Raw genomic sequence first — 847 nt, 5'->3', positions numbered from 1 at the left:
GGTCACCGATCAACTGCTCAACGGGCCCGACCCGGATGCTGTGTGGTCGGTCGTGTTGGCAGTGCCCGAGGATCTCGACGGTACGCTGCTGCCGATGCCGATTTTGCGTGAAAAGCTCAACGAGCCTGACGACAAACCGGAGATCATTGATCTTGAAAAACTGGCCGGCGGCCCGCTGTTGGTCGTGGTGTTGACCGATGACAACCGTTTCCAGGCGGGAGATTCAGTCACGGCCGAGTACATCGCGAGCGTCAACGGGCAACCCGATGTTGTCGTGCAGGCCAACGGCACGGTCGAAAAGGACGAGTTCGGCCGAAAAGTAAACTGCATCCTCAGAATCGACAACGACAAAGTGATTGCCGGCAGCAGTGTGAAAGTGACCTACGAACTGCGCCGACCTAACGGGGATTTGGTCGGCAACTCCATCGAGGCAAAAGCCAAGGTAGACGGCGCCGCCCCGGTCGATTTGCTACCGCCGACGCTGGTGGCGCCTGCGACCAGCCCTGTCGATGTGCTGGCTTATGAAGATGGCGTTACTGTGCGCGTAGAACACCTTGCGGCGTTGCCGGGTGATCACGCTCAACTGAAACAAGTTGATCCGATAGCGGGCACCCCGCCTTTTCCACTGGTGTTGATTAACCAGAACAAGCGCGCCAACTTCAAACTCACGTCGGCCTTTCTGGTGACGCACAGAGGGACTACCCAAACGTTCTACTGGGAACTTGTGCGTGGTGGTAAACCGGTTGGCAAATCGCCGGGGCTGGTACTGGTCATTAACGCTATTGCCGAGAATGATCCACGGTTGCCGATGCCGACAATTGCCGGGGAAACCGGCCAACAACTGAAC

General features: G+C 57.7%; 1 pseudogene. It reads left to right on the top strand.

The window, feature by feature from the left end:
* A pseudogene (locus L8H52_RS30315) lies at positions 1-847 on the top strand (hypothetical protein); the annotation flags it as partial.

Origin of the sequence: Pseudomonas sp. CROZ-RG-20F-R04-15 (assembly GCF_022662375.1) — a bacterium.
Classification (GTDB): Bacteria; Pseudomonadota; Gammaproteobacteria; order Pseudomonadales; family Pseudomonadaceae; genus Aquipseudomonas.
The sequence above is the reverse complement of the archived record's forward strand: the minus strand, read 5'-3'. Positions and strand labels throughout refer to the sequence as shown.